20 protein-coding genes and 1 pseudogene are annotated in these 17,547 nt (G+C 59.9%); 8 read left to right on the top strand and 13 right to left on the bottom strand.

The window, feature by feature from the left end:
• Window positions 1-4: 4 nt before the first annotated feature.
• The 5 genes from rimO (at window position 5) to tsaA (ending at window position 4,595) form a co-directional block, all read left to right on the top strand.
• Window positions 5-1,333 (top strand): 30S ribosomal protein S12 methylthiotransferase RimO, encoded by a 1,329-nt coding sequence (gene rimO, locus N2A98_RS06240; protein ID WP_169855583.1) that lies wholly within the window; start codon window positions 5-7, stop codon window positions 1,331-1,333.
• Between the two features lie 100 nt (window positions 1,334-1,433).
• A complete protein-coding gene (locus N2A98_RS06235; protein ID WP_044272220.1) occupies window positions 1,434-1,904 on the top strand; it encodes a GNAT family N-acetyltransferase in 471 nt (156 codons plus the stop codon).
• Between the two features lie 750 nt (window positions 1,905-2,654).
• Window positions 2,655-3,365, top strand: coding sequence for an rRNA pseudouridine synthase (locus N2A98_RS06230; RefSeq protein WP_034126494.1), 711 nt, complete (start codon window positions 2,655-2,657; stop codon window positions 3,363-3,365).
• 69 nt (window positions 3,366-3,434) lie between these two features.
• Window positions 3,435-3,896: a DUF1456 family protein gene (locus N2A98_RS06225; protein ID WP_017529765.1), complete on the top strand. Its 462-nt coding sequence runs from the start codon at window positions 3,435-3,437 to the stop codon at window positions 3,894-3,896.
• Between the two features lie 3 nt (window positions 3,897-3,899).
• Window positions 3,900-4,595 (top strand): tRNA (N6-threonylcarbamoyladenosine(37)-N6)-methyltransferase TrmO, encoded by a 696-nt coding sequence (gene tsaA, locus N2A98_RS06220; RefSeq protein ID WP_047712715.1) that lies wholly within the window; start codon window positions 3,900-3,902, stop codon window positions 4,593-4,595.
• A 66-nt stretch (window positions 4,596-4,661) separates the two neighbouring features.
• Here tsaA and N2A98_RS06215 read toward each other — a convergent pair.
• Window positions 4,662-4,751 (bottom strand): annotated as a pseudogene (locus tag N2A98_RS06215) (outer membrane lipoprotein carrier protein LolA); the annotation flags it as partial.
• 39 nt (window positions 4,752-4,790) lie between these two features.
• Entirely contained in the window at window positions 4,791-5,570 is a 780-nt protein-coding gene (gene fpr / locus N2A98_RS06210) for a ferredoxin-NADP reductase (RefSeq protein ID WP_003189055.1), read from the bottom strand.
• 125 nt (window positions 5,571-5,695) lie between these two features.
• On the opposite strand from fpr, the gene N2A98_RS06205 reads away from it, so the two are divergent.
• Window positions 5,696-6,622: a LysR family transcriptional regulator gene (locus N2A98_RS06205; RefSeq protein WP_003189054.1), complete on the top strand. Its 927-nt coding sequence runs from the start codon at window positions 5,696-5,698 to the stop codon at window positions 6,620-6,622.
• A 3-nt stretch (window positions 6,623-6,625) separates the two neighbouring features.
• Here the strand turns inward: N2A98_RS06205 and N2A98_RS06200 are convergent, their stop codons facing one another.
• From N2A98_RS06200 to N2A98_RS06190, 3 genes are all read right to left on the bottom strand, one after another.
• The gene (locus N2A98_RS06200) at window positions 6,626-6,988 is read right to left on the bottom strand and encodes a diacylglycerol kinase (RefSeq protein ID WP_003189051.1); all 363 of its coding nucleotides are present in this window, start codon (window positions 6,986-6,988) and stop codon (window positions 6,626-6,628) included.
• Window positions 6,989-7,063: 75 nt separating this feature from the next.
• Window positions 7,064-7,714, bottom strand: a complete 651-nt coding sequence (gene erdR / locus N2A98_RS06195; protein WP_003189050.1) for a response regulator transcription factor ErdR — start codon at window positions 7,712-7,714, stop codon at window positions 7,064-7,066.
• A 251-nt stretch (window positions 7,715-7,965) separates the two neighbouring features.
• On the bottom strand, window positions 7,966-8,685 hold the full coding sequence (locus tag N2A98_RS06190; RefSeq protein ID WP_044272212.1) for a tRNA-uridine aminocarboxypropyltransferase: 720 nt from the start codon (window positions 8,683-8,685) through the stop codon (window positions 7,966-7,968).
• A 178-nt stretch (window positions 8,686-8,863) separates the two neighbouring features.
• On the opposite strand from N2A98_RS06190, the gene N2A98_RS06185 reads away from it, so the two are divergent.
• Both N2A98_RS06185 and N2A98_RS06180 read left to right on the top strand, forming a co-directional pair.
• Window positions 8,864-9,298: a PA3611 family quorum-sensing-regulated virulence factor gene (locus N2A98_RS06185; RefSeq protein ID WP_275623153.1), complete on the top strand. Its 435-nt coding sequence runs from the start codon at window positions 8,864-8,866 to the stop codon at window positions 9,296-9,298.
• 294 nt (window positions 9,299-9,592) lie between these two features.
• Window positions 9,593-10,705 (top strand): TIGR00730 family Rossman fold protein, encoded by a 1,113-nt coding sequence (locus N2A98_RS06180; protein ID WP_047712713.1) that lies wholly within the window; start codon window positions 9,593-9,595, stop codon window positions 10,703-10,705.
• 61 nt (window positions 10,706-10,766) lie between these two features.
• Here N2A98_RS06180 and recX read toward each other — a convergent pair whose 3' ends face one another.
• From recX to N2A98_RS06140, 8 genes are all read right to left on the bottom strand, one after another.
• Complete coding sequence (recX, locus tag N2A98_RS06175; protein ID WP_044272206.1) at window positions 10,767-11,234, bottom strand: recombination regulator RecX; 468 nt, start codon at window positions 11,232-11,234, stop codon at window positions 10,767-10,769.
• An 8-nt stretch (window positions 11,235-11,242) separates the two neighbouring features.
• Window positions 11,243-12,301, bottom strand: a complete 1,059-nt coding sequence (recA, locus tag N2A98_RS06170; RefSeq protein ID WP_003189042.1) for a recombinase RecA — start codon at window positions 12,299-12,301, stop codon at window positions 11,243-11,245.
• A gap of 83 nt (window positions 12,302-12,384) precedes the next feature.
• On the bottom strand, window positions 12,385-12,885 hold the full coding sequence (locus N2A98_RS06165) for a CinA family protein (RefSeq protein WP_014717175.1): 501 nt from the start codon (window positions 12,883-12,885) through the stop codon (window positions 12,385-12,387).
• Between the two features lie 152 nt (window positions 12,886-13,037).
• Entirely contained in the window at window positions 13,038-13,595 is a 558-nt protein-coding gene (locus N2A98_RS06160) for a glycoside hydrolase family 19 protein (RefSeq protein WP_044272204.1), read from the bottom strand.
• 22 nt (window positions 13,596-13,617) lie between these two features.
• Window positions 13,618-14,619, bottom strand: a complete 1,002-nt coding sequence (locus N2A98_RS06155; protein ID WP_044272202.1) for a contractile injection system protein, VgrG/Pvc8 family — start codon at window positions 14,617-14,619, stop codon at window positions 13,618-13,620.
• Between the two features lie 9 nt (window positions 14,620-14,628).
• Complete coding sequence (locus tag N2A98_RS06150; protein ID WP_047712712.1) at window positions 14,629-14,841, bottom strand: tail protein X; 213 nt, start codon at window positions 14,839-14,841, stop codon at window positions 14,629-14,631.
• Window positions 14,834-15,217, bottom strand: a complete 384-nt coding sequence (locus tag N2A98_RS06145; protein ID WP_044272198.1) for a phage tail protein — start codon at window positions 15,215-15,217, stop codon at window positions 14,834-14,836. The genes N2A98_RS06150 and N2A98_RS06145 overlap by 8 nt, the downstream gene beginning before the upstream one ends.
• The gene (locus tag N2A98_RS06140; protein ID WP_275623152.1) at window positions 15,217-17,436 is read right to left on the bottom strand and encodes a phage tail tape measure protein; all 2,220 of its coding nucleotides are present in this window, start codon (window positions 17,434-17,436) and stop codon (window positions 15,217-15,219) included. Before N2A98_RS06140 ends, N2A98_RS06145 begins: the two co-directional genes overlap by 1 nt.
• Between the last annotated feature and the right edge of the window lie 111 nt (window positions 17,437-17,547).

Genomic DNA, 17,547 nt, shown 5'->3' with positions numbered 1-17,547 from the left:
CACCATCGCAAAAGCCAACCCCAAGGTTGGCTTTGTTTCCCTGGGTTGCCCGAAGGCGCTTGTCGACTCCGAGCGCATCCTCACGCAATTGCGTATGGAAGGCTATGACGTCGTGTCCACGTACCAGGACGCCGATGTGGTGGTGGTCAACACCTGCGGCTTCATCGACTCGGCCAAGGCCGAATCCCTGGAAGTGATCGGCGAAGCCATCAAGGAAAACGGCAAGGTCATCGTGACCGGCTGCATGGGCGTGGAAGAAGGCAATATCCGCAACGTGCACCCGAGCGTGCTGGCCGTGACCGGCCCGCAGCAGTACGAGCAGGTGGTTAACGCCGTGCACGAGGTGGTGCCGCCACGCCAGGATCACAACCCGCTGATCGACCTGGTGCCGCCTCAAGGCATCAAGCTGACCCCGCGCCACTATGCGTACCTGAAGATTTCCGAAGGCTGCAACCACAGCTGCAGCTTCTGCATCATCCCGTCGATGCGCGGCAAACTGGTGAGCCGCCCGGTGGGTGACGTGCTCGACGAGGCCCAGCGCCTGGTCAAGTCTGGCGTCAAGGAGCTGCTGGTGATCTCCCAGGACACCAGCGCCTACGGCGTGGATGTAAAATACCGCACCGGTTTCTGGAACGGCGCGCCGGTGAAAACCCGCATGACCGAACTGTGCGAAGCCCTCAGCAGCCTGGGCGTGTGGGTGCGTCTGCATTATGTTTACCCGTACCCGCACGTGGACGAGCTGATCCCGTTGATGGCCGCCGGCAAGATCCTGCCGTACCTGGACATCCCGTTCCAGCACGCCAGCCCGAAAGTGCTCAAGGCGATGAAACGCCCGGCGTTCGAAGACAAGACCCTGGCACGCATCAAGAACTGGCGCGAGATCTGCCCGGAGCTGATCATCCGTTCCACCTTCATCGTCGGTTTCCCCGGCGAGACCGAAGAAGACTTCCAGTACCTGCTGGACTGGCTGACCGAAGCGCAGCTGGACCGCGTCGGTTGCTTCCAGTACTCGCCGGTGGAAGGTGCTCCGGCCAACCTGCTGGACCTGGCCGTGGTGCCGGACGACGTCAAGCAAGACCGTTGGGAGCGCTTCATGGCGCACCAACAGGCCATCAGCTCGGCGCGCCTGCAACTGCGCATCGGCAAGGAAATCGAAGTGCTCATCGACGAAGTCGACGAGCAAGGCGCGGTGGGTCGTTGCTTCTTCGACGCCCCTGAAATCGACGGTAACGTGTTTATCGACGATGCCAGCGGCCTGAAGCCGGGTGACAAAGTGTGGTGCACTGTGACCGACGCCGACGAGTACGACCTGTGGGCTGAAAAGCGCGACTGATCGCCCGATGATAAAAAAGCCTCGCCTCTGAGAAGATGCGGGGCTTTTTTAGGTCTATCGTATTGCCCATCAACCCCGAATACAGCAAGGGACAGCGGGTATGCGTCAGCATTCGGTGATTCACACACCTAAAACCAGCGACTACGCGCGCCTGGTGCAGATCTGGGAGGACTCGGTACGCGCCACCCACCACTTCCTCCCGGACAGCTATATCGAGTTGCTGAAAAACTTGGTGCTGACCCGCTACCTCGATGCGGTGATGCTGATCTGCACCAAGGACTCGCGCCAACGCATCAACGGATTCGCCGGCGTGTCGGCGGGCAAGGTGGAGATGCTGTTTATCGACCCGCACTACCGTGGGCAGGGACTGGGCCGGCAATTGCTGGGTTACGCGATCGAACACATGAATGCCGATGAACTGGACGTCAACGAACAGAACCCCCAGGCCTTGGGGTTTTACCTCAAGCAAGGCTTCGAGGTGATCGGGCGCACGGAGCATGATGGGCTTGGGCAGCCTTATCCGTTGCTGCGCCTGCGTTTGCAGCAACAGCAACAAGCCCGTAATGCCTGAAGTCACCCCGTACAACGGTGGGAGCTGGCTTGCCTGTGATGGCCATAGGTATCTACACAACTGCGCAGTTCGCCGCAGCCCCCGGTAACCACGATGCGAAGCGAGCCGCTCTTGATCTTGATCTGCTCTTGATCTTATGCGCCCCGTCAAACCACGCTGGCCGGAATTCGACAGGGATTTGGGGGGTAAACCGGCAGGGATGCCGGTTTAGCCGCCCCGCGCCATGGATGGCGCGTGGCGGCGGCCCCCCAAATCACTGGCGGATTACGGGCACACCGAGCCTAAGCGAGGTGCCGAGTGGTGGGGCAAGAGCGTTTTGCTTACTTTTGCGCTTTTCAAAAGTGAGCCGCCGTCAGGGCGGAACCCTAAGTGGCCGTTACCTAAATAACGGATATCTACCCGGTCCAACGGTGTTGACTGTTAGGCCGCCTTCGCAGGCAAGCCAGCTCCCACAGTTTGATCGCGGGGTGCCAGGTAGATGGGTGTGGGCTGTGAGGTCGTCACGGGAGCAAGCTCCCTCGCCACAGGTTTAGCGTTGTGCCGAAGTTGTGTAGATACCTCTGCTGCGATTGCCATATACCAGCGCCCGATGGGTAGACTGCCAGGCCGCCTTCGCAGCCAAGCCAGCTCCCACATTTGACCCGTGGCATGTCAGTTAATAATTGTTAAGGCACATGCGCTGAAATGGAGCCGGGATTAACCGGCGCCAGGCAGGTACAATAGTGGCCCCCTTTTGTTACGGCCCTTGTCATGACTGACCCCATACGCCTCTCCAAACGCCTTATCGAACTGGTCGGTTGCTCCCGTCGGGAGGCTGAGCTGTTTATCGAAGGCGGCTGGGTCTCGGTGGACGGCGAAGTGATCGACGAGCCGCAGTTCAAGGTCACTGACGAGAAAGTCGAGCTGGACCCGGAGGCTAAAGCCACCGCGCCAGAGCCGGTGACCATCCTGCTGCACGCCCCCGCAGGCGTGGATGCTGAAACCGCCATGGCCTCGATCAGCGCCGAAACGCTTTCTGAAGAACACCGCTTCGGCAAGCGCCCGCTCAAGGGCCATTTCCTGCGCCTGAGCGCCAGCGCCGACCTGCAAGCCAAGGCCAGTGGCCTGCTGGTGTTCACCCAGGACTGGAAGATTCTGCGCAAGTTGACCGCCGATGCCGCCAAGATCGAGCAGGAATACGTGGTGGAAGTCGAAGGCGACATGGTTGCCCACGGCCTCAACCGCCTGAACCACGGCCTGACCTACAAAGGCAAAGAGCTGCCTGCCGTCAAAGCCAGCTGGCAGAACGAAAACCGCCTGCGCTTTGCGATGAAAAACCCGCAACCCGGCGTGATCGCGCTGTTCTGCGAAGCCGTTGGCCTGAAAGTCATCGCCATCCGCCGCATCCGCATCGGCGGCGTGTCCATCGGCAAGGTGCCGGTGGGTCAATGGCGTTACCTGTCCGGCAAAGAGAAGTTTTAAGCCGTTCCCCTTTTCCCGACACCGCCTGATTCCGGCGGTGTCATCCGTTGAATACCAGGATTGCCCACCATGATTCACAACGACGTACTGCGCAGCGTGCGCTACATGCTCGACATCAGCGACAACAAGATGGTCGAGATCATCAAGCTCGGCGGCATGGACGTGACCAAGGACGATCTGCTGACCTACCTCAAGAAAGACGAGGAAGAAGGCTTCGTGTTCTGCCCGGATGACGTCATGGCCCACTTCCTTGATGGCCTGGTGATTTTCAAGCGCGGCAAGGACGAAAGCCGTCCACCACAGCCGATCGAAACCCCGGTGACCAACAACATCATCCTGAAAAAGCTGCGCGTGGCCTTCGAACTGAAGGAAGACGACATGCATGCCATCCTCAAGGCAGCGGAGTTCCCGGTGTCCAAGCCAGAGCTGAGCGCGCTGTTTCGCAAGTTTGGTCATACCAACTACCGCACCTGTGGCGATCAGTTGCTGCGTAACTTCCTCAAGGGCCTGACCTTGCGGGTCCGTGCCTAAGCCATGAGTTACCAGGTCTCGCCCATCGGCTTCGTACGCTCCTGCTTCAAGGAGAAGTTCGCCATCCCGCGCCAACCGCAACTGGCACCGGCTGCCCGTGGCGTGCTGGAGTTGGTGGCGCCGTTCGACCAGGGCGAGGCGGTGCAGGGGCTGGAACAGGTCAGCCATGTGTGGCTGCTGTTTCTGTTTCATCAGGCCCTGGAAGACAAACCACGCCTGAAAGTGCGCCCACCACGCCTGGGCGGCAATACGTCCATGGGTGTGTTTGCTACCCGTGCGACCCATCGTCCCAATGGCATCGGCCAGTCGGTGGTGAAACTGGACAAGGTGGAGCCGGGGCGGCTGTGGATTTCCGGCATAGATTTGCTCGATGGCACGCCGGTGCTGGATATCAAACCGTATGTGCCGTATGCCGATAGCGTTGATGCGGCCACCAACCACATCGCCAGCGATGCGCCCGCGCTGATCGGCGTGCAATGGCTCAAGGCTGCACTGCAACAGGCGCAAGGTCACGCCCAACGCCTTGGTGAACCGTTGGTAGAGTTGATTGATCAGTGCCTGGCGCAAGATCCGCGACCGGCCTACCAAACGCCCGGCCCTGAGCGTGAATACGGTGTGCGCTTCTGGGACGTGGATGTGCGCTGGCACTACCCGGAGCCGGGGATGATTTGTGTGCTGGAAGTGGTTCCGGCGCAGTAAATCGCAGAAACGCAAAAGCCCGCGCTGCCTTCACAGGCAACGCGGGCTTTTCTTTGCAACGCATTCGACTGCAGGAGCGAGCTTGCTCGCGAAAAACGAGCAGGCACCGCGTTCAGTCAAGATGCCAGCGTTATCGTTGGCGCCCTTCGCGAGCAAGAACTAGGCGTCCCCCTCGCTCCTACAAGTGATCCGAGGTCACTTTTCGACGAACGCGCGCTCGATCAGGTAGTCACCCGGCTCACGCATCCGTGGCGAAACCTTCAGGCCGAAGCTGTTCAACACCTCGCTGGTCTCGTCCAACATGCTTGGGCTGCCGCACAGCATGGCGCGGTCGTCCTCGGGGTTGATCGGCGGCAGGCCGATGTCGCTGAACAGCTTGCCGCTGCGCATCAGGTCGGTCAGGCGGCCTTCGTTTTCGAACGGCTCGCGGGTCACGGTCGGGTAGTAGATCAACTTGTCACGCAGGGCCTCACCGAAGAACTCGTTCTGCGGCAGGTGCTCGGTGATGAATTCGCGGTAGGCGACTTCGTTGACGTAGCGCACGCCGTGGCACAGGATGACTTTTTCGAAACGCTCGTAGGTCTCTGGGTCCTGGATCACGCTCATGAACGGGGCGAGGCCAGTACCGGTGCTGAGCAGGTACAAATGCTTGCCCGGCTTCAAATCGTCAAGCACCAGGGTGCCTGTCGGTTTTTTGCTGATGATGATCTCGTCGCCTTCCTTCAGATGCTGCAACTGGGAAGTCAGCGGGCCATCGGGCACCTTGATGCTGAAGAACTCCAGATGCTCTTCCCAGTTCGGGCTGGCAATGGAGTAAGCGCGCATGAGCGGGCGGCCGTTGGGCTGTTGCAGGCCGATCATCACGAACTGACCGTTCTCGAAGCGCAGGCCCGGATCGCGGGTGCACTTGAAGCTGAACAGAGTGTCGTTCCAGTGATGAACACTGAGGACACGCTCGTGGTTCATGTTGCTCATGTACGGGGGACTCCTGGAAATGGGTCTGCGCCAAAGGTAAGGATGCGCAATTGCACAGCATTCTAATGGCGGCGACAATATCTGTTAACTGGATTATTAAGATAAGGGTTATCGGTTATATCGATATGCGATTTACTCTCCGTCAACTGCAAGTTTTCGTCGCCGTCGCCCAGCAGGAAAGCGTCTCGCGCGCTGCTGGCCTTCTGGCCTTATCTCAATCCGCCGCCAGCACCTCGATTACCGAGCTGGAGCGTCAATCCAGCTGCCAATTATTCGACCGCGCCGGCAAACGCCTGAGCCTCAACGCCCTTGGTCATCAGCTATTGCCCCAGGCGGTGGCATTGCTGGACCAGGCCAAGGAGATCGAAGACCTGCTCAACGGCAAGTCCGGCTTCGGCTCCCTGGCGGTCGGCGCCACGCTGACCATCGGCAATTACCTGGCGACACTGTTGATTGGCAGCTTCATGCAGCAACACCCCGAGAGCCAGGTAAAGCTGCATGTGCAGAACACTGCGCATATCGTGCACCAGGTGGCGCACTACGAAATTGACCTGGGTCTAATTGAAGGCGACTGCAGCCACCCCGATATCGAGGTGCAAACCTGGGTAGAAGATGAGCTGGTGGTGTTCTGCGCCCCCCAGCATCATTTGGCCAAGCGCGGCGTGGCCACCATGGACGAATTGACCCACGAAGCGTGGATCCTGCGGGAACAAGGCTCGGGCACGCGCCTGACCTTCGACCAGGCCATGCGTCATCACCGCAGCGCACTCAATATCCGCCTGGAGTTGGAGCACACTGAGGCGATCAAGCGGGCTGTGGAGTCGGGCTTGGGCATTGGCTGCATTTCGCGGCTGGCGCTGCGCGATGCGTTCCGCCGTGGCAGCCTGGTGCCGGTAGAAACCCCGGACCTGGACCTGGCCCGGCAGTTCTACTTCATCTGGCACAAGCAGAAGTACCAGACCTCGGCCATGCGCGAGTTTCTCGAACTGTGCCGCGCCTTCACCGCTGGGGTGCAGCGCAGCGACGAGATTGTGCTGCCGAGTATCGCGTGATCGTCAGATCAGGATCACGGCCCATACCAGGGTGATCATGGTCAGTGCCACGAATTGCGCGGCGCTGCCCATGTCCTTGGCGTTCTTGGACAGCGGGTGACGGTCCAGGGAAATACGATCAATGGCCGCCTCTACCGCTGAGTTGAGCAATTCGACGATCAGCGCCAACAGGCACACTGCAATCAGCAACGCCCGTTCAACCCGGCTGACCTGCAGGAAAAAGCTCAGGGGGATCAGGATGACGTTCAGCAACACCAACTGGCGGAATGCCGCCTCGCCAGTGAAAGCTGCACGCAGGCCATCCAGGGAATAGCCCCCTGCGTTGAAGATACGTTTGATACCGGTTTGACCCTTGAAAGGCGACATAGATGTAGGCAACTGAACCAAAGAAGTGGGGAAGCTAGATCACGCAAAGTCAAAAAAGCGTGAAGCGGCTGTAACTTAATGTTGCGAGATCGACTCAAGTTGCTGCAACAGCAACGCCGCCTGGGTGCGCGTACGCACGCCCAGCTTACGGAAAATCGCCGTAACGTGGGCCTTGATGGTCGCTTCGGACACACTCAACTCGTAGGCAATCTGCTTGTTCAACAACCCTTCGCAAACCATGGTCAATACCCGGAACTGCTGGGGCGTCAAGCTGGCCAGGCCATCGCGGGCGGCCTTGGCTTCATCGGACACATTGATTTCTTCAAACGCCTGGGGTGGCCAGGACACATCGCCGTCCAACACCGTACGCACGGCTTTCTGGATATCTTCCATCGCGCTGGACTTGGGAATGAAACCGCTGGCGCCAAACTCTTTGGAGCGCACCACCACATCGGCTTCTTCCTGGGCCGAGACCATCACCACCGGTATTTGCGGGTATTGCCCACGCAGCAGCACCAACCCGGAGAAACCGTAGGCGCCCGGCATGTTCAGGTCGAGCAACACCAGGTCCCAGTCGGATTTTTCGGTGAGGCGGGCTTCCAGTTCGGCAATGCTGGCCACTTCGACCAGACGTACATCGGGGCCAAGGCCCAAGGTTACGGCCTGATGCAGTGCGCTGCGAAACAGCGGGTGGTCATCGGCAATCAGGATTTCGTATGTGGCCATTGGTTAAATGATCCTGTTTTTTATGGGAGCCCTGATGGGTTCAGGGTTCACCAATACACGAGGCGACGGCCAGGCAGCGATCGCCACAGGGCCCGTTCAACGTCAAAAACACCTGAAACGACGTCGATAATTCACGGTTGCACCCAATCGGCGCACAGCATGCCCAGCGTAGCCTGGAGGGTCAAGCACTACGCCCGTGGGGATTTTAGCGGGTTGCGGGCTTACAGTGCCATCATGCAAACGTCGTCTGGTTATACCGCCGGGATGTAGGGTGCAAGGCGCGTATGCACGGTGTCCGCTGCATCCAGTGGCAGTTGAAACTTGGCAGCCAGGTAATGGGTGCTGAACACATCAAGGTAGGCATCCAGCACTTCGCTGGCGGCCAAATCATCGGCCAGCTCCAGGCACAGCGCCGCCACCTCGGCGGTGCAGAAATGGTCATCGCGCTTGGAGCGCCGTAGCTTGTAACGCGACAGCTGCTCGGGCGCCAGGCTCAGCACGGGTAAATGTTCCAGGTAGGGGCTTTTGCGAAACATCTTGCGCGCTTCGCTCCAGGTACCGTCCAGTAGAATAAACAGCGGGCGCTTGCCCACCTCCACGCACACTTCACTGATCACCCGTTGCGGCGCCACAAATTCACCGGGGAATACGATGTACGGCTGCCACTGCGGGTCGGCCAGCAACCTGAGCAGCTCGGGGTCGACTTCGGTGCGCGACCAGGCGAACGCGGTGGTGTCGTGTATGACATCGGCGATCAGCCAGCCCGTGTTGCTGGGTTTCATCGGCTCTACGTCATGCATCAACAGGCACATGGCGGACTTGGCTTCTACCTGCGGCCGCCAGGCACATAGGCAGTATTCGGGAATGACCCGACAGCCGGGACAGCGCTCAGCACGCGAACCCCGATTGAGAAACGGCCTGACGGCACGCGCCAGACGCTGGGTACGCAAACGGGAGACGGCGTGGCTCATCGGGCACGCGGCGAAGAAAAGGAAATCGACACGGAACAAACTCGTGAAAAACAGAAGTCCCGCAGTTTACCAGCGATACGCCTGGCTGTAGTGGCAAGGGCTCACCTATAATTGCGCGCCACTGAACGCACAGCCCAGTGGCTGGTCTATGCACCAGTAACCGAATCAGGAGAGTTTCATGCTGCGTTCCATGCTGCGCCTTGTTGCCCCATCCGTCGCCCTTGCGCTGGCCTTGCCTATGGGCGCCCATGCGGCCTCGCTGCTGGAGGCTCAAATGAACAAGAAGCTGCAAAGCGTCGCGGCTGAAAGCAACAAGGACCTGCCCCGGGAAATCGATGAAAAAACCCTGGAAGTCGCCTACACCGTTGAAGGCATGCAGTTGATCGATCACCTCAGCGTGCTGCCCGAGCGTGCCGAACAGATGCGCGCCAACCCCAAGGCTGTGTATTTCCAGCTGGGGCGCAGTGTGTGCACCAACCCAGGCTATCGCGAGCTGATGGCCAAGGGCGCAGTGATGCGCTATGAAATCACCGAGAACAAGACCAATCGCCCGGTGGCTTCGGTCAAGTTCGCAGAGTCCGATTGCCCGGCGCCAGCGAAGAAGAAAAAGTAACCTCTGCTTGACCCTCCCGCGCTGCTTCCCAGCGGCGCGCACCCTTGCTCTGCGTTTGCCACCAACGACTAAACTGCGTAATGAGCCACCAATAAGCGGTTGCCAGCCAAGGGTTTTTCGGCCCATGATCAGTTCATCCCAGATGCCCGCCCACCACAGCTTTTAATGCTGTTCTGTCATATTTTCAGGGCAAAAAAGGCCTGCCCTCCTGCGGCATGCCGCGACACAAGCAGTGTCGTGGCCCAGGCGGCGTTTTCGTCGACTACCCAGGCCCTGTAAAGAAGGAGAAATTGAATGCCTTATGAATCAGATGATTTGCTGCTTCGTCATTTTGAAGAAAACGGGACCGACCTCACTCAGCAGGTCGACGCACAAATTCAGTTGATCGCCCCCAACAGCCCGAATATCCCTCTTTATCGAGACATGATCCTCACCGTCCTGCGCATGGCCCAGGACGACCGTGATCGCTGGAACGCCAAGATCACCCTGCGCGCCATCCGTGAACTGGACCATGCCTTTCGCGTTCTCGAACAATTCAAGGGCCGGCGCAAAGTCACGGTATTCGGCTCGGCGCGTACGCCAGTGGAAAGCCCCCTGTATGCGCTGGCCCGAGAAGTGGGTGCCGCGCTCGCACGTTCCGACCTGATGGTCATCACCGGTGGCGGTGGCGGCATCATGGCTGCTGCCCACGAAGGCGCGGGCCTGGAGCACAGCCTGGGGTTCAATATCACCCTGCCCTTTGAACAGCACGCCAACCCGACCATTGATGGCACCGACAACCTGCTGTCATTCCACTTTTTCTTCACCCGTAAGCTGTTCTTCGTCAAAGAAGCCGACGCGCTGGTGTTGTGCCCTGGCGGTTTCGGCACCCTCGACGAGGCATTGGAAGTGCTGACCCTGATCCAGACCGGCAAAAGCCCGCTGGTGCCGGTAGTGCTACTGGATGCGCCGGGCGGTGGGTTCTGGCAAGGCGCCCTGGACTTCATCCGCAGCCAGTTGGAAGCCAATCGCTATATCCTGCCCACCGACCTCAAACTGGTCCGCCTGGTCTACAGCGCCGAAGAGGCCGTGGACGAAATCAACCAGTTCTACGCCAACTTCCACTCCACCCGCTGGCTTAAGCGTGAGTTTGTGGTGCGCATGAATCATCCCCTGAGTGAGCGCGCCCTGGCCCATATGCAGCAAGCGTTTGCCAGCCTGCGGCTTAGTGGCGAATTCCAGCAACTCGCCTATACGGGCGAAGACCATGACGAACCGAGGTTCAGCCATTTGACGCGCCTGGTGTTCAATTTCAACGGTCGCGATCAGGGGCGGCTGCGGGAGTTGGTGGATTACATCAACCTGCCGGAGAACTGGGCGCAGGCTCAGGGCAAGGCGCAGCAACGGATGACGCCAGAGACAGCGTGATTTTTTACAGGCGAAAAAAAAGGCCCACTACTTTCATAGTGGGCCTTTTGTTTTTTGGTGTTCAGTCGTCCATACCCCGACCGCTCAATAAGCGGCTGATCATGTCCATCGAAAACCCGCGATAACTCAAGAAACGACCTTGCTTGGCACGCTCCCTGGCATCAATTGGAAGGTGGCCCGCAAACTTGCGGCGCCAGGTTTCCTCCAACTGCGACTGCCAACTGATACCGCACTCACGTAGCGCGAGGTCGATATCGGCACGTTGCAGGCCACGTTGACTCAGCTCTTCACGAATCCGCGCAGGGCCGTAACCGGAGCGCGCGCGGTAAGACACAAAGCTTTCAAGGTAACGGGCTTCCGACAACAGCCCTTCTTCCGTCAACCGGTCGAGGGCTGTTTCGATCATCTCAGGCTCTGCACCGCGCTGACGCAGCTTACGTGTCAGCTCGACTCGACCATGCTCGCGGCGAGCGAGCAGGTCCATCGCAGTGCGCCGAACGGCGACGAGTGTATCCAGTACAACAGTCATCGTTTGCTTCAGATGTCAGTGTCGGCTTCTTCCACTTCTTCAACCGGCTCACGGTTGGCAGCCGCTTTTACATCTGGCGCGGCAGTCAGCAGCTTGTCGCGGATCTGCTTCTCAAGCGTGGCAGCGATATCCGGGTTGTCCGCCAGGAACTTGGCCGAGTTGGCCTTACCCTGACCGATCTTGCTGCCGTTGTAGGCATACCAGGCACCGGACTTCTCGACGAAACCGTGCAGCACGCCCAGGTCGATCATCTCGCCGTTCAGGTAAATACCCTTACCGTAGAGAATCTGGAATTCAGCCTGACGGAATGGCGGCGCCACCTTGTTCTTCACAACCTTGACGCGGGTTTCGCTACCCACAACCTCATCGCCTTCCTTCACCGCGCCGGTACGGCGGATATCCAGACGGACCGAAGCGTAGAACTTCAGCGCGTTACCACCGGTGGTGGTTTCCGGGCTGCCGAACATTACGCCGATCTTCATACGGATCTGGTTGATGAAGATCACCAGGCAGTTGGCGTTCTTGATGTTACCGGTGATTTTACGCAGCGCCTGGGACATCAGGCGGGCTTGCAGGCCCACGTGCATGTCGCCCATTTCGCCTTCGATTTCAGCCTTGGGCACCAGGGCAGCCACGGAGTCGACCACGATCACGTCGATGGCGTTGGAGCGCACCAGCATGTCGGTGATTTCAAGGGCTTGCTCGCCGGTGTCCGGCTGGGAAACCAGCAGGTCATCAACGTTGACGCCAAGCTTGCCAGCGTACTCAGGATCCAGGGCATGTTCGGCGTCGACGAACGCACAGGTGGCGCCCATTTTCTGCGCCTGGGCAATCACCGACAGGGTCAGGGTGGTTTTACCGGAAGATTCAGGACCGTAGATTTCAACGATACGGCCTTTTGGCAGGCCGCCAATGCCGAGCGCGATGTCCAGACCCAGAGAGCCAGTGGAAATAGCCGGGATCGCCTGACGGTCGTGATCGCCCATACGCATTACGGCACCCTTGCCGAATTGACGTTCGATCTGACCCAGGGCCGCAGCCAAGGCTTTCTTCTTGTTGTCGTCCATTAAAGTCCTCACGTAATCAATAAGGCCTGACGGCCAACACCTGTATAAGTAGACAGTATTGTTCCACAAAGATCGGTGATCGCCTACCCCTGATTGTCTATTTCTGCTGCAGCTCGTCGCAACAAGCCTTCCAGCGCGGCTTTTACCGTTTGTCGGCGGACCTCGTCGCGGTTGCCGGGGAAGTGCGCAAGCTCGGCGGTCACCTCGTCGCCCACCGCAAAGGCCAGCCAAACGGTGCCCACCGGCTTGTCCGGCGAGCCGCCATCGGGGCCGGCCACACCGCTGACCGCCACGGCAAATCGCGCCAGGCTTTTTTCCTGCGCACCGCGGGCCATCGCCTCCACCACTTCCTGGCTGACGGCCCCGACCTTGACGAACAGTTTTTCCGGCACATTCAACTGTCGGGTCTTCTGCCGGTTGGAATAGGTGACATAGCCCGCCTCGAACCAGGCCGAGCTGCCCGGAATTCGCGTGATGGCTTCGGCAATGCCGCCGCCGGTACAGGATTCGGCAGTGGTGACGTGGGCGCTGAGCACCTGCAAACGGCGCCCCAGTTCGGCAGCCAGTTGAGTGATTTCCTTCACGGTCGTCTCCAGGAATGGGCGGGGGTTTGCCTACCCTACAGGAGCCTATCGGCCATGCAAGATACAGAGTGCATCAAGAGGCTAATGCGCGACGGCCTGCACCTGCCACACATGCACCATGCGCCGGCACACACCGACCGAGCGAAACGCACCTAGGAAACGCATAGCACTGCCTTCGCCCGCGCCCACAACTGCAAACGGTCGTCCAGGCCATTGAGGCCGCCATTGATGCGGCGGGTGATGGTGGTGAACTGGTCTTTGTCGGCGAGCTCGTTGAGACCGTTGCTTTGCCAGAACCAGGCGGCGGATTCGCAGGCCCATTGTGGCTGCTCCAGCAACTGCGGTTGTCCAAGCAAGCGATCGTCACCGAACAGCGCTTGGCTGCATGCCATGTAATTACGGCGCCCGGTGATCTGGATCAGCCCCCTGCCCCGATACATTTGCCCATCTCCGTCCGCTTCGGGGGTGTTGCCCAACCGCGCGGCCAAGCTGCCAGTGTCGTACTTGCTCAGGTATTGATCACTGCCCAATTCGCGCACGTACTGCAACTGGGCAGACTCGTGGCCAACTTGGGCGAGGAAGGCGGCAACGCGACGGGCCGTATTGATCTGGTGTGCAGCGAAGGCCGCATTTAGAAAGGTTAAAAAAAAGCCCGCGCGAAGGCGGGCTCCAGGCATGACACCCAGAAGCTGAGCATGTGTGATGACCATGGGTTTTACTCTAAGGAAGCCTCTACACCGACAAACCGCTGGCCTGGACCGTACTCCGATAGCCACCTTTGCGTTCGCCCCTGGATTTCACCGTTTTAATCGACCAGCGCCCTTGCATGAACCCCGGCCACGACTCATCCAGCAGCAACAGGCCTTCAGCAGCCAACGAAGGATTGCCAGGGCAGACCACATCAATCTGCAACCCTTCACGCCCCACGCGGCGCATCTCTCCCTGCGCCGCTGAGCGCGCTTCGTCCTCGCTCTGGTATCGCTGTGTCACCACTTTGAAGGGAGCGACGCCCACCTGGACGACATGCTGTTTGCCGCCTGCGGCATCCCACCATGAGGTTTGCGCGCCGTTGTATTTGGCACGGCTGGTGTCGGTGAAACTGGCGCTGATGAACGCACGCTCGCCTGGACGATTGTCATGAGTAATCGACAACCGCACATCCGGCATTGCCTTGCCCGACAGTGTCTTGATCTGGCCTTTACGCCCCAGTACATACAGCTCATCGACAGGCTTGGCCACCGCATCGAAGCGCTTGGCCAAGCGCGTGAGAAAAGCCATGTCGCTTTCATTGGTCTGATCGATGTGTGCGATGGGCTCACCGTCGAGTTCAGGCGCCACACGCGGTGAAAAACCGTACCGAGTGGTCAGTTGACGAAACAGCGCACCCAGGGTTATCGGCCCATGGCTGGCGGTGCGGCGCTGTTTGAATTCGTGCTCGTCGAACGGTGCCGCCGTGGCCACCAGCACCAGTCGCAATGGGAACATAGAGGGCGTGCGCTGGGTGATCTTGAACACGCCCTTATCCACCAGGCCCGATTCCAGGTAGCCGATACGCAGGCCAATTTTGCCGCCCAGATCGGGCAGCCCTTCAAGCCCCTCGATATCGAGGGTCAACTTCAGTTGATCAGATACAAACCCCGCTGCGTCGGTGTGTTCCCATTCCAATAGCCGCTCGTTAAATAGCGCGGCATTGGTTCCGTAAAGCTCCACTACAGGTGTAAAACCGAGTGCCATAATGGCTCCTTAATCCCAGGCGGAAACCGGTCGACTTGCGGCCGGTTGCGCATCCAATTCGGGCACCAGCACACTGACGCCCGCAGGCAGTACTGCGCCCTGTTCGGCCAACTCCGGATTCAAGCGCCACAACGCCTCTTCTGCGGCATCATCACTGCGCCCCAGTTGGCGGTAGAGCAACAGGTTCACCGAGTCGCCGGCAATACTTCGAACCCTACGCATTGACGAACTCCTCCAGTACCAACGACCAATTGATCACCATGGCCGTACCGTCGTCGATCACGCTGGTTTGTTTTTCACTGATCGACTTGATGGTCCATAGCCCCCAGTTACGCCCTAATCCGTCCACCAAAGGCAACGGCGTCCGCAGGGCCTGCAGGGCGCGCAATTCATCCAGGCGCGCCATGCCCTTGGCGCGCGCAGCCTTGCCGCCCAATGCCAGCGTTTCGAGCCCCTGGCCGACCTGGCTGGATTTAGGTTTGCCGGCAATGATGTCGAGACTGACCCAGCCCCCGCTGCTACCACGATCAAGCGTGTCGTAGGCGAATCCACGGGACAGCCCGAAAATAAAAGTACCCAAGACCATCTGTTGTCGCATCACACAGCTCCATCGGTGAGTGCTGCGCCGCGTCGGGTCGCCAGCAGGTTGTCCATCGACAGCGGGGTAAATTGCGCTTCGATCTGTTGCACCACGAGCGCCGCCAGTTGTTGATGGCTGGCTTGCTCAGGCGCGGTGATGGTGATTTGCGGGGCGAAGTTGATTTGGCGGTTGTCGGCTTGAGGGGCGTTGAGGTTTTTGCTGACCTCTGTGGGGGATGGCAGGCGATCGCCCGTCCCCATCACTTTTTCAGCAAGCCACGCACCGACGTCACTGCCCACGAAAGTGCCCACGGCACCACCGACTACCTTACCGATTGCGCCCCCGGCGACGCCGCCCATCACCCCGCCCAACACTGTGCCGGCACCCGGAACGACCGAACCGATAACAGCTCCCGCCAGCGTGCCGACCGCACGACCAATCGCCATCCCCGCCACATCACCAACGACACCGCCGGCAACACCGCCGCCGATAGAGCCCACGCTGGTGCCAACCGCTTGCCCCAGGTTTCCGGTCATCGCGCCTCGCGTCATCTCGACACCGGCCTGGGCCACCACCAAACCCAGGGCCCCCCCTTTGGCCAGCGTGCTCACCTTCGCCGCTTTGCCAGAAATGTCAGGGCCGGAAGCAGACGGGCGATTACCGCTGTGCTCGTCATTGCTCGGGGCTTTGCGCTGGCTGTCCGGCGGTGTGGTTTTATTCCCTGCTGCCGGCCCCTCTCCGAGCACTTTCCCTGCGACCTTTTCGAAAATCTTGTCCTTCACGGCACCGAAAACACCGGAAACCACCGGGATCAGCACCGCCCCCGCCAGGGTGACGGCTGCGGCAGCCTTGGGCAGGCCTTCCGCGAGCCAAGCCACGCCACTGACCAGGCCGTTCATTGCGGTCAGCGAGGTATCCACAACGGGGGCCAACGCTGTATCAGAGGCGGTGCTCAAGCGTGTGGTACTGGCTTCGTAGGCTTGCCGACGTGCGTAAGTAGAGTCCGCACGAACCGCGGCCGAACGCAGCACCGAACCTTGGTCGCCCAGCGTCGAAGTGGCGTAGGTGGATTTTTCTGCGACCAGCGAAAAGGCCTGTTTCACGCTGTCGATCACCGGTACCAGGCTCAGAATCGTCTGGTTGCCGTCGAACAACTGCGTCGCCAGCACCGCCTGCCTTTCAGCGGGTTGCGACTTGAGCGCCTCCAGCACCGTAAGCACGGCCTGTGGGGCGTCCTGTTTCATGCCCGCTGCGAGTACTTTTGGATCAAGCTTGAGCTCTGCCCAGGCACTGCGTTGCCCTGCAGAGGCGTTGTCGCCTTTAGCCAGGACGGCACTGATTTTTTCCAACCCGGCACCAGCAACAGCCTTGCTGTTACCTGCGCTCAACAATGCCGCCGAAAGCGCTGCTGCCTGTTCGGGGCTCATGCCCGCAGCCTTCGCGGCAGCGCCCTGGAGTTGCACAATAGCGCCGATATCCGCCGATTCGGCCTTGAGCGATACCTGAGTGCCCAGCACGTTTGTTGCGTCGGCAAGGTCCAAGGCTTGTGCGCGATCAAGGTGCATGGACTCGCGCCAGCCGCCCATGAGTTCGCCGGCATTTTTGACGTCGATCTTGAACGCGGTCGCCATGATTGCGGCGTCGCGGGTGAACTGCTGCAGGTCTGCCTGGCGCCCAACGGGGTCAATATTGCCTGAAGCGTCCTTACGATCGCTGCCAATACCTGTGCGGGCGGCGGCATACTCGACCTTAGCGAGGTCGACGGCGCTGGCACCACTGGCGGCCACCACCGGCTCAGATGCCATGGCAAGGTTGGCTTCGCGCAATGCCTTGCGCTCATTGCGAGTAAACCTCAACAGTTGATCAAGGTCGGTCATCGCGGCGTCCAGCGCCTGCGAGGGTGTACGCTTGTCGGTAGCCGCGGTGGTCTTCGTACCCTCTGCGTTCCCGGCAGCTTCGGCTTGCCGGGCGTCCATCACCTTGAGCAACGAGACGTTGAACAGCTCCAGCGTATCGACCAACCGTACCTGCCCGTCCGCCAGATGCTTGATCTGCAAGCTGGCATCGGCCAATGCCAATGCCAAATTCGCCGCACTCCCCGGTGCCTCCAGCGGGCTAGCCAGGGTTTGCGCCATAGGCTTGAGGCTGGCTTGTGCCCCTGCCATTGCAAGTGAGCCCTGAGTCATCACGCCTTCCTTGGCAATGGCTGACCCCGCTCCATGGTTACTGTCTGCCATTGCGCTCTACTCCTGTTTAACGCCAAGACGACTGATTGCGATGTCGTAGCGGCGCATTGCTTTGCCGGCTTCCCAGTCGAGGATTTCCGCTTCGCTTACCGAGTAAACCAG

The organism is Pseudomonas sp. FJ2-5-13 (assembly GCF_029201605.1).
In the GTDB taxonomy this organism is placed as follows: domain Bacteria; phylum Pseudomonadota; class Gammaproteobacteria; order Pseudomonadales; family Pseudomonadaceae; genus Aquipseudomonas; species Aquipseudomonas lactis.
This window is presented reverse-complemented; position numbering and strand designations above follow the sequence as displayed.

Bases quoted from the DNA above. Each gene is read 5' to 3' on its own strand.
- N2A98_RS06230 (WP_034126494.1), top strand. From the start codon at position 2,655: ATGACTGACCCCATACGCCTCTCCAAACGCCTTATCGAACTGGTCGGT.
- N2A98_RS06235 (WP_044272220.1), top strand. From the start codon at position 1,434: ATGCGTCAGCATTCGGTGATTCACACACCTAAAACCAGCGACTACGCG.
- N2A98_RS06180 (WP_047712713.1), top strand. From the start codon at position 9,593: ATGCCTTATGAATCAGATGATTTGCTGCTTCGTCATTTTGAAGAAAAC.
- N2A98_RS06145 (WP_044272198.1), bottom strand. From the start codon at position 15,217: ATGCGACAACAGATGGTCTTGGGTACTTTTATTTTCGGGCTGTCCCGT.
- N2A98_RS06205 (WP_003189054.1), top strand. From the start codon at position 5,696: ATGCGATTTACTCTCCGTCAACTGCAAGTTTTCGTCGCCGTCGCCCAG.
- N2A98_RS06155 (WP_044272202.1), bottom strand. From the start codon at position 14,619: ATGGCACTCGGTTTTACACCTGTAGTGGAGCTTTACGGAACCAATGCC.
- recX (WP_044272206.1), bottom strand. From the start codon at position 11,234: ATGACTGTTGTACTGGATACACTCGTCGCCGTTCGGCGCACTGCGATG.
- N2A98_RS06140 (WP_275623152.1), bottom strand. From the start codon at position 17,436: ATGGCAGACAGTAACCATGGAGCGGGGTCAGCCATTGCCAAGGAAGGC.
- recA (WP_003189042.1), bottom strand. From the start codon at position 12,301: ATGGACGACAACAAGAAGAAAGCCTTGGCTGCGGCCCTGGGTCAGATC.
- N2A98_RS06190 (WP_044272212.1), bottom strand. From the start codon at position 8,685: ATGAGCCACGCCGTCTCCCGTTTGCGTACCCAGCGTCTGGCGCGTGCC.
- N2A98_RS06200 (WP_003189051.1), bottom strand. From the start codon at position 6,988: ATGTCGCCTTTCAAGGGTCAAACCGGTATCAAACGTATCTTCAACGCA.
- fpr (WP_003189055.1), bottom strand. From the start codon at position 5,570: ATGAGCAACATGAACCACGAGCGTGTCCTCAGTGTTCATCACTGGAAC.
- N2A98_RS06150 (WP_047712712.1), bottom strand. From the start codon at position 14,841: ATGCGTAGGGTTCGAAGTATTGCCGGCGACTCGGTGAACCTGTTGCTC.
- N2A98_RS06225 (WP_017529765.1), top strand. From the start codon at position 3,435: ATGATTCACAACGACGTACTGCGCAGCGTGCGCTACATGCTCGACATC.
- N2A98_RS06185 (WP_275623153.1), top strand. From the start codon at position 8,864: ATGCTGCGTTCCATGCTGCGCCTTGTTGCCCCATCCGTCGCCCTTGCG.
- N2A98_RS06160 (WP_044272204.1), bottom strand. From the start codon at position 13,595: ATGGTCATCACACATGCTCAGCTTCTGGGTGTCATGCCTGGAGCCCGC.
- erdR (WP_003189050.1), bottom strand. From the start codon at position 7,714: ATGGCCACATACGAAATCCTGATTGCCGATGACCACCCGCTGTTTCGC.
- tsaA (WP_047712715.1), top strand. From the start codon at position 3,900: ATGAGTTACCAGGTCTCGCCCATCGGCTTCGTACGCTCCTGCTTCAAG.